Raw genomic sequence first — 7,906 nt, 5'->3', positions numbered from 1 at the left:
TTCGGCTGGCGCGGAGAGCTGATCGATGAAGTGGAATTCGATCCGCTCAACAGTGTGTGGGCGAATGGCGGGGGGATGAAGAAAGCTGAGTAGCGGGGCCGCCCAAGCACGCCATGCGATTTTTTGTAGGAAATGGCTTCAGCCATGATGCTGTTGTCGCAATTCACTGCAGGGCATCGAGGCTGAAGCCTTCTCCTACAAAAGCTGAAACAAGGGCACTACATCAACCCTTCAGGATCCCGGATTCGACCAGATCACCAGGCGTATCTATGTCATGCGCCAGTTCCGGCGCGGCACTGACATCCACCTCATCGGATCGAGCGCGCAGCAAGTCACGCGCCCCACGATCGCCGTGTGTCCTTGCCAGTTCCGGGAACCAGCTTCTCGGCAACATCGCTGGCACACCAACCGTGTCGGCGTAACCACTGGCGGCGGCACGCTGCGGATCGCATCGCCAGCTTTCGCAAAGTTGGCGCAGGTGATCGGCATCGAGTGCGGCCTGATCGGTGAGCAGGATCAGGGCTGCCGCGCAGTCGGAACGCAACGCGGCCAACCCGGTGTGCATCGATGCCGACAAGCCGCTGCGGTAATCCGCGCAGCTGACAACGCGGCAATCCAGATCGGCCACCGATGCCTTGATCATTTCAGCGTCGGCGCCGCAGACAACGACACAGTCGACAGGGTTGGTTTCAAGCCCGATGCGAACGGCGCGATGGACCAGTGTTTCGCCATCGATGGTCAGCAACTGCTTTGCCTGGCCCAGGCGCGTCGATGAGCCAGCCGCGAGCACGATGACGCCGTGCCGCTGCCTGCCACTATCAGACATGCACGTCGTGTGCGAGGTAGTGCTGCAACTGGGCGATGATCGATAGCGCAGCGGCTTCCGGTCCATCCCCACCCAGGCTTAATCCGGCCGGCGCGTAGAGGCGCAGTTCGAGTTGCGTGGCGATGATGTCACCCACCCTGGAAAGCAGAGCATCGCGACGCTCGGGTGCGCCCAGCAAGCCGACGTAGCCGACGCCCGATGCACCAAGGCAGACAAGGTTGCGTCCATCGAGGTCGAGATCGTGCCCACCCAGGATGACCGCATCGAAATGGCGCTCGGCCAGCAACCCGACCAATTCTTCGGGGTCGACCGCGTGCTGGAAATCGACCGCATCGCCGGCGAATGCCATCAGGGCGTCACGCCGACTGTCGATGGCTTCCACATACCATCCGACAAGGTGGGCCAGCCGCGCTATGGGTCTTGATTCCGGGCCGCAGCCGACCAAGGCGATTCGCGGAGGAGGCGCAAAACTGAGACTGACTGCGCGCGAAAACCCGAGCGGACCATCGCAGGAATGGCCGCTTCGATCGAATGCGTACAGATCTGGCCCGGTGCGCGCTTCGCCGAAGCCCAATTCGCCACGGCTGGCATTTTCATCACCGAGGTCCACCCGCACGCGAAGCCATGCACAGCGATCGCATGCGTTTCCAAGCGCCTCGCGTAGCGGTGAATCGGAGGCCGGCATCGGCAGCATGAGGATCTGGATCGTTCCCGCGTCACTGGGCAGCCCGGACGCGTTGCTGCTGTCGTGGGCTGCATCGATCGAGACCAGCTCAGCCTTGCCTGAATTCAGCACCGATCGCGTAGCGTCGCCGAGGCGTTGCTGCAGCGATCCGCCAGCGAGTGATCCTGCGCGATAGCCGCTGGCGTCGAACAGGCCCATGGCACCGCGTACGCGGGCCGAAGCGCCCGTCGTACTGACCACCACGGCAAGTACGCAATCGATGGACTGGCTGGCGAGTACAGTGGCGAGATGGCTGAGTCCGCGCGTGCCACCACAGACGCGATCAGGCGATTGCCGATCGGCGGGAAGGGACAAAAGGGCGGCGGAAGTGGACATTCAATCGTCAGTGTATCGCTGTCAGCCCCCATATTGCAGCGATTTCCCTGATTGGAGTCAGAGGCAAGTACACAATGTCAGGTGTCTGAACAGACTGATTCAGGCCAGGCTGCCGCGCCGATACTGAATGGCTTCGGACACGTGGACATCCTCGATACGCCCGCATCCATTCAGATCCGCAATGCTGCGCGCGACGCGAAGCACGCGATGGTAGGCGCGTGCCGACAGGCCCAAGCGCTCGACAGCACGATCAAGCAAGGCGTGTTCGTGGCCACCAAGTGCACAGTCGCGCTCGGTTTCCCGGTTGCTCAACCACGCATTCGGCTTGCCCGAACGAGCCAGCTGCCGCTCACGCGCGGCGGTCACGCGTTCACGCACGCTGGCTTAAGATTCGCCTGCGCCGGATTCGCGCAGTTCGCTGTGGCTAACCCTGGGCATGTCCAGCTTCAGGTCGATGCGATCCAGCAGTGGACCGGAAATTCGTGCGCGATAGCGAGTGATCTGGTCCGGTGTGCAACGGCACTTGCCGCGAGCATCGCCAAAGTAGCCGCAGGGGCAGGGATTCATCGCCGCGACCAACTGGAAACGTGCGGGAAAATCCGCCTGTCGCGCGGCGCGGGAAATCGTGATGTGTCCGGACTCGATGGGTTCGCGCAACACCTCCAGCACGCGCCGATCGTATTCGGGCAGCTCATCGAGAAACAGCACACCGTGATGCGCCAGCGAAACTTCGCCCGGACGCGGCACCGAGCCACCACCGACCAGGGCCACGGCCGAAGCTGTGTGGTGAGGTGCGCGAAACGAACGTCGCATCCAGTCCACCACTTCGGTACCGAGGCCGGCGACCGATCTCACGGCCGCAAGTTCGAGCGCCTCGTGTTCGGCCAGCGGCGGCAGAATACCGGGCAAGCGGCTGGCCAGCATGGTCTTGCCGGTGCCGGGCGGCCCCACCATCAAGAGATTGTGAGCGCCGGCCGCGGCCACTTCGAGGGCCCGTCGGGCGTGTTGCTGGCCACGCACGTCGGCGAGATCAGGCTCGTTGCCACTCGCCACGGCAGCCGCGGCGCGTTCCGCACGCGGTAGCTGCGACCGACCGCAAAGATGGGCACAGACTTCAAGCAAGCTGCCGGCACAGCGCACGTCGACGCCACTGACCAATGCGGCTTCTGCTGCATTCTGCCGAGGCACGATGACCCGACGCCCGGTCTTTGCCGCGCGCATTACCGCGGGCAACACACCGTGGATGGCACGCAGTTCACCGGATAGTGCGAGTTCGCCCAGGAACTCGTGCTGATCTAGCGCATCGCGGGGAATGCTTCCGTTGGCTGCAAGAATGCCGAGCGCTATTGGAAGGTCGAAACGGCCACCATCTTTGGGCAGATCAGCCGGAGCCAAGCCCACCGTCACCTTGCGCTGCGGATAGTCGAGCTGGCAGTTGAGGATGGCTGCGCGCACACGATCGCGCGCTTCGCGCACTGCGGTTTCAGGCAAGCCGACAATCGAAGTGCTGGGCAAACCACCGGAAAGATGAACCTCGCAGGTCACCAGCGGCGCGCTGACGCCTTCCTGGGCTCGGCTGTAGACGACGGCGAGGCTCATGATCGGAAGTCCGTTGTGAGCATCGGGCCGTCGACAGGGCGGCCGCCAGAATCAGTGTCGCGGCTGCGCGGAAAGTTCGGATTCGAGCGCGGCCAGCTTGCTTTCCAGCTGCTCGATCTTTTCACGCGTGCGCAACAGCACGCAGCGCTGCACATCGAATTCCTCGCGGGTGACAAGGTCGAGCTTGTTCAAGCCCGATTGCAGCGCAGCACGGAAATTGGCACCGAGATCTTCGCGAGCATCCTTCAATCCTGGCGGAACGAGGGCGGCGAGACGTTGGGCGAGTTCATCAATATGGCTGGCTTGGATCATGTTGAATTCCAGGGGAGGAGACAGTTTGATCAAATGGTACCCCCAGACCCGATGTCTTGTAGTCCGGGCGAAATGGCAGGGTCGCTGCCGAATGCGGTGGCCTGGAAAGTTCCGGCCACAAGGACGACTGGTGTCCAAGTGGCCGGATGCGATTCCCTGCCTGCGTCCGTGCTTGCCTCCCTGCTCGCGTCCCAGCGCCTGCGTCAGCGGTGTTGCCGACGGGCCTTCCCTTGGAGAACGAGTCTAGGCAAAGGTGGTTGCGAGCACAGTGGGCATTTTCGGATTTTCTTGTAAGAAATTTCCTACAAGGTTTTCGACAAATCGATTCCGGTTATAGTTCATGGGCACCCCCACTGGTACAGGACGCCCGCATGAAAATGGTCATGGCCATCATCAAGCCCTTCAAGCTCGACGACGTCCGCGAGGCCCTGGCCGATATCGGCGTGCAAGGCATTACAGTAAGTGAAGTCAAGGGATTTGGCCGCCAGAAGGGCCATACCGAGCTCTACCGGGGGGCCGAGTACGTGGTCGACTTCCTGCCCAAGATCAAGATCGAGATCGCCGTCTCCGAAGATCAACTGGAGCGCGTGGTCGAAACCCTCCGCGAGAGTGCCAACACCGGCAAGATTGGCGACGGCAAGGTTTTCGTCTGGCAACTGGATCAGGTAATGCGCATTCGTACCGGCGAACTGGACGACGACGCCCTCTAGCAGGCTGTTGAAATTCTACTCAGTCGGCACGCCGCGGCGGCGAAACGTGCCTAAAAATGCTCATTCGCCGCATGTAAACTGCGCTTTTTCGGCCCGTTCCGCCTTGTCGCGCACTCGCCTGAGCGAATTTCAAAAGCCTGCCAGGCAACCCGCTGGTTGACATGTAAATGCGAATCATTATCATCTGAGGTCTGTTGCCCAGAGGAATTCGCCATGTTGAGCCCGAATCCGTCGCCGCCGCCTACCGAGCAAACCGCCGACGCCTGGCAAGCGCCAGGGTCTGAAGCGAATCGTCAAACGGCACCGAAGAGCCGCGTCGACAGCTCCAGCCTGCTGCAAGGTGGCCGGGAACTCCTGATTGCGCACGCCGGCCAGGAATATCGGCTACGCCTGACCCGCAATGACAAGCTGATCCTGACCAAATAGCCCGATTGCTTGCCCGGGGCATCGATAAACCCCCAAGACTCCAGCGCAACAGCCAGCCTGTGACCGAACCGCCATCCTCGGTCATCCCGCCAGCCAGCTCACGAGCCCCGCTTCCACACACAGGCACAAACGCGCGACGCACCCGAGGTGTCGGCGAACCAAGGCGAGGTACACGATGACTGATGGATTCCACGGCATGGAACCTTGTGCGGACCCTTCATCATCCGATGACGGATTCGACACCAGGCCGTTCGCACATGCCACCCGCGTGCCGCCCACGCCCGCGGCTCCCGAACCCTGCCTGACACAATTGGCAGAGTGGTTGCCGCAACTCGGGCCGGTGCTCTGGCTTGAACGCCCCGTTCGCGCAGAGGATCGCGAAGCCTGCAAGCAGCCTTCATCGACCTTGCTGCTCGATCACCCTGCACTCGCGGTTCTGTCGGCAACCACTCGACTAAGCGCGCACCATGCAATCACCGCACACGGTCCGCGCGAATGGTTCTGCTTTCATTCGCCCAATGGAACTGTCCAGGCCAAACTCTTCCTGCTGCCCGATTCCGACGTGCTGGCCTGGGATGAAATGAGCTCGGCATTGCACATCGTTCCCTCGGAGGCGAACTCCCCGGAACCGCCGACGCACCACACCTTACTCCGGCGCGCACTCAACCGGCTTGGCCAAAGCTGGCAGGCACGCCTGCTGGAATTCAACTGTGTGCGACGCCCGTGGTTGAGCGTCCTCGACGCACGGCCGCCCTTGCGGATCTCACTGCTGGGAATCGACATCGCGCGCGGCATCGTTCGCGACGTACATGCGGAATGGATCTCGCCACTGCACTTCAGCTAGAACTCGACCAAAGAGATTGGCGCTGACCGAAGCGAGAACAAACTTCTCAAACTTGTTGGCCCCGAGCCTGTCGCAACGCAAACCCGCTTGCCGAAAAAAACCGACCGAATCGCTTCGCACCAAGCGAATCCTCCAAAGATTCCTCACCGCAATGTGCCCGTAGATCAGCTCAGCGCGACCCAGATGGCAAGCGCAATAAACAGTACCGCAGCAGCGATACGCGTGGCGCGCAACGGAAGCCGATCCGCAAAGCGCGCACCCAGCCACACCACCGGAACGTTGGCCAGCAACATGCCCACCGTGGTTCCGGCGACCACCTGCCAAAGCGGCTCGTATTGCGCGCCGAGCACCACCGTTGCCACCTGGGTCTTGTCGCCCATCTCGGCAACAAAGAACGCGACAGTGGTAGTCAGAAACACGCTGCCGTGTCGTCGCAAGCCACCATCGACGTCATCGAGCTTGTCCGGCACCAGCGTCCACAGCCCAATCGCAAGGAACGAAACAACGATCACCCACTTCAGCACGTCCGGCGTCAGCCACGCAGACGCCGCAGCGCCGAACCAGCCGGCCAGCGCATGATTGGCCAAAGTCGCCACCAGAATGCCAAGGCAAATCGGAACCGGCCGCCGATACTTCGCAGCCAGCACCAGCGACAGCAACTGCGTTTTGTCGCCGATCTCGGCAATCGCGACAGCAGCGGTGGAAATCAGGAGTGCCTGCACGTCATCCTCAGCTAAACAGGGTTCTGAAATTGGCCACGGACGCCGATACGCCCGAGCAGTCAATCAACAGCAGGAATCATCGGGCCATTTAAAATCTGGGCTCTCTGCCAAACAGCCCACTCCGCCTCTCACCAATCGTAGGAGGCCCGTAAGGGGCGATGCCCTGGCTCACGGTGCAGGCAATCAAGAGCCAACCGAAGCCGCCCCGCACATCGAATGATAGCGTCTAGACCGAAGTCTCGCGCATGGTATAAAGCTGCAAAGCAACGACTGAAAGCGCCAACACCGAAAGATTGGTCGTGACAGGATTGAACGCACCCGATAACAGCACCGGTTGCATGACAACAACTGCCAGCAACAAACCAACCATGGCCAGTGCGGTAGTCAACAAAGGCCATCGCTGCCGCCAGAACACAAGCACGGCAATCGCCATCAGAATTTCAAGCACACCAGTGACGTTGGCCACATGCACCGCATTCGCATGCGATAACCCAGCCGCCATCGTCATCGCCAGCTCGTCCTCATGCGGCCCAAGCAACTTCGGCACCACGCCGTGGTAGAGCCACACCAACGCAATCGTGCAACGGCAGATCGAATAACTTGAAAACACCCTAGCCACCGAGAAACCTCGAATCGTGATCTTTGGTTGGAATCACGCAGGTATCGTAGCGCCCAAACAATGCATACCGATTCAAGGCAACCCGGTCATACAACCAGTCCCGAACGAACCACGGCACAATCCAGCCAACACAAAAAACAGGCCAGGGAAACGGCAGGCGACGCATCACCCGGAAGAACGCACCGGACTTGGTGTAGATGCGCGATCCCTCAACCAGCAGCATGGTTTCGTAGGTATCAACAGGAAACCCGTACCATTCCAGAATCGCCTGACCCTCCGGCGATTGAACCGTCGCCATCTTGAACCGCCGCTTCGTATCAAACCGGATCAGAAACCGAGCCCAGGCAGAACACAGCCGACAAACCCCATCGAACAGCACAACCCGATCTTGGGGGCCAATGCCAGGGGCAAATTGTGTGCCTGCAATCATGGGCAGTCATCAGAAAAAAGGTGTCGGCGACTATGGTCGAAAATAAGACAGACGTTCGAAAGAAGTACTTCATAGGCGCCACAAAAGTAGGGCGTGTCAAACTACTTCACACAGGCCTAGATGCACCAGAAGCGTGGTCTTGAAGTGCCCTTTGGCCAAAGGCGTCGAGCCTGCCCGTGTCCGCGTCCTGCTCCACCTGACGATCCCATTCTTCCGAATCAAAATTGAAGTACCACGTACGAAAACGCGCCAGTTCCTGCCGCGAGAGCTTGGAGAGTTGGAACTGGACTTGCTCTACGGCAGTCATGACTGAATTTTAGCAGAAGCCGACTTCTAGCCAACAACCAGAAGTTTCGAC

Annotated in this window: 10 protein-coding genes and 1 pseudogene; 3 read left to right on the top strand and 8 right to left on the bottom strand. The window is 60.7% G+C overall.

Translation table 11 applies throughout. The annotated features are described in order from the left end of the window. Positions 1-223: 223 nt before the first annotated feature. From WBP53_RS07090 to ubiK, 4 genes and pseudogenes are all read right to left on the bottom strand, one after another. Positions 224-826, bottom strand: coding sequence for a nucleotidyltransferase family protein (locus WBP53_RS07090; protein ID WP_423927340.1), 603 nt, complete (start codon positions 824-826; stop codon positions 224-226). Next, positions 819-1,886 (bottom strand): XdhC family protein, encoded by a 1,068-nt coding sequence (locus WBP53_RS07085; protein ID WP_423927338.1) that lies wholly within the window; start codon positions 1,884-1,886, stop codon positions 819-821. The genes WBP53_RS07090 and WBP53_RS07085 overlap by 8 nt, the downstream gene beginning before the upstream one ends. 99 nt (positions 1,887-1,985) lie before the next feature. After that, positions 1,986-3,485 (bottom strand): annotated as a pseudogene (locus WBP53_RS07080) (YifB family Mg chelatase-like AAA ATPase). A gap of 51 nt (positions 3,486-3,536) precedes the next feature. Beyond that, positions 3,537-3,797, bottom strand: a complete 261-nt coding sequence (gene ubiK, locus WBP53_RS07075) for a ubiquinone biosynthesis accessory factor UbiK (RefSeq protein WP_423927336.1) — start codon at positions 3,795-3,797, stop codon at positions 3,537-3,539. 371 nt (positions 3,798-4,168) lie between these two features. On the opposite strand from ubiK, the gene WBP53_RS07070 reads away from it, so the two are divergent. From WBP53_RS07070 to WBP53_RS07060, 3 genes are all read left to right on the top strand, one after another. Next, a complete protein-coding gene (locus WBP53_RS07070; RefSeq protein ID WP_423927334.1) occupies positions 4,169-4,507 on the top strand; it encodes a P-II family nitrogen regulator in 339 nt (112 codons plus the stop codon). A gap of 213 nt (positions 4,508-4,720) precedes the next feature. Continuing rightward, positions 4,721-4,933 carry a hemin uptake protein HemP gene (locus WBP53_RS07065; protein WP_423927332.1) on the top strand — a complete coding sequence of 71 codons (213 nt, stop codon included), beginning with the start codon at positions 4,721-4,723 and terminating at the stop codon, positions 4,931-4,933. Between the two features lie 175 nt (positions 4,934-5,108). Further along, positions 5,109-5,777: a hypothetical protein gene (locus WBP53_RS07060; RefSeq protein WP_423927330.1), complete on the top strand. Its 669-nt coding sequence runs from the start codon at positions 5,109-5,111 to the stop codon at positions 5,775-5,777. A 164-nt stretch (positions 5,778-5,941) separates the two neighbouring features. Here the strand turns inward: WBP53_RS07060 and WBP53_RS07055 are convergent, their stop codons facing one another. The 4 genes from WBP53_RS07055 to WBP53_RS07040 form a co-directional block, all read right to left on the bottom strand. Next, on the bottom strand, positions 5,942-6,499 hold the full coding sequence (locus WBP53_RS07055) for a TMEM165/GDT1 family protein (RefSeq protein ID WP_423927328.1): 558 nt from the start codon (positions 6,497-6,499) through the stop codon (positions 5,942-5,944). Positions 6,500-6,725: 226 nt separating this feature from the next. Continuing rightward, positions 6,726-7,067: a DoxX-like family protein gene (locus tag WBP53_RS07050; protein ID WP_423927341.1), complete on the bottom strand. Its 342-nt coding sequence runs from the start codon at positions 7,065-7,067 to the stop codon at positions 6,726-6,728. A gap of 43 nt (positions 7,068-7,110) precedes the next feature. Next, positions 7,111-7,548 (bottom strand): thiol-disulfide oxidoreductase DCC family protein, encoded by a 438-nt coding sequence (locus WBP53_RS07045; RefSeq protein ID WP_423927326.1) that lies wholly within the window; start codon positions 7,546-7,548, stop codon positions 7,111-7,113. Between the two features lie 106 nt (positions 7,549-7,654). Beyond that, positions 7,655-7,855, bottom strand: a complete 201-nt coding sequence (locus WBP53_RS07040) for a hypothetical protein (protein WP_423927324.1) — start codon at positions 7,853-7,855, stop codon at positions 7,655-7,657. Between the last annotated feature and the right edge of the window lie 51 nt (positions 7,856-7,906).

This window comes from Dokdonella sp. (assembly GCF_049593775.1).
GTDB lineage: Bacteria > Pseudomonadota > Gammaproteobacteria > Xanthomonadales > Rhodanobacteraceae > Dokdonella.
The sequence above is the reverse complement of the archived record's forward strand: the minus strand, read 5'-3'. Positions and strand labels throughout refer to the sequence as shown.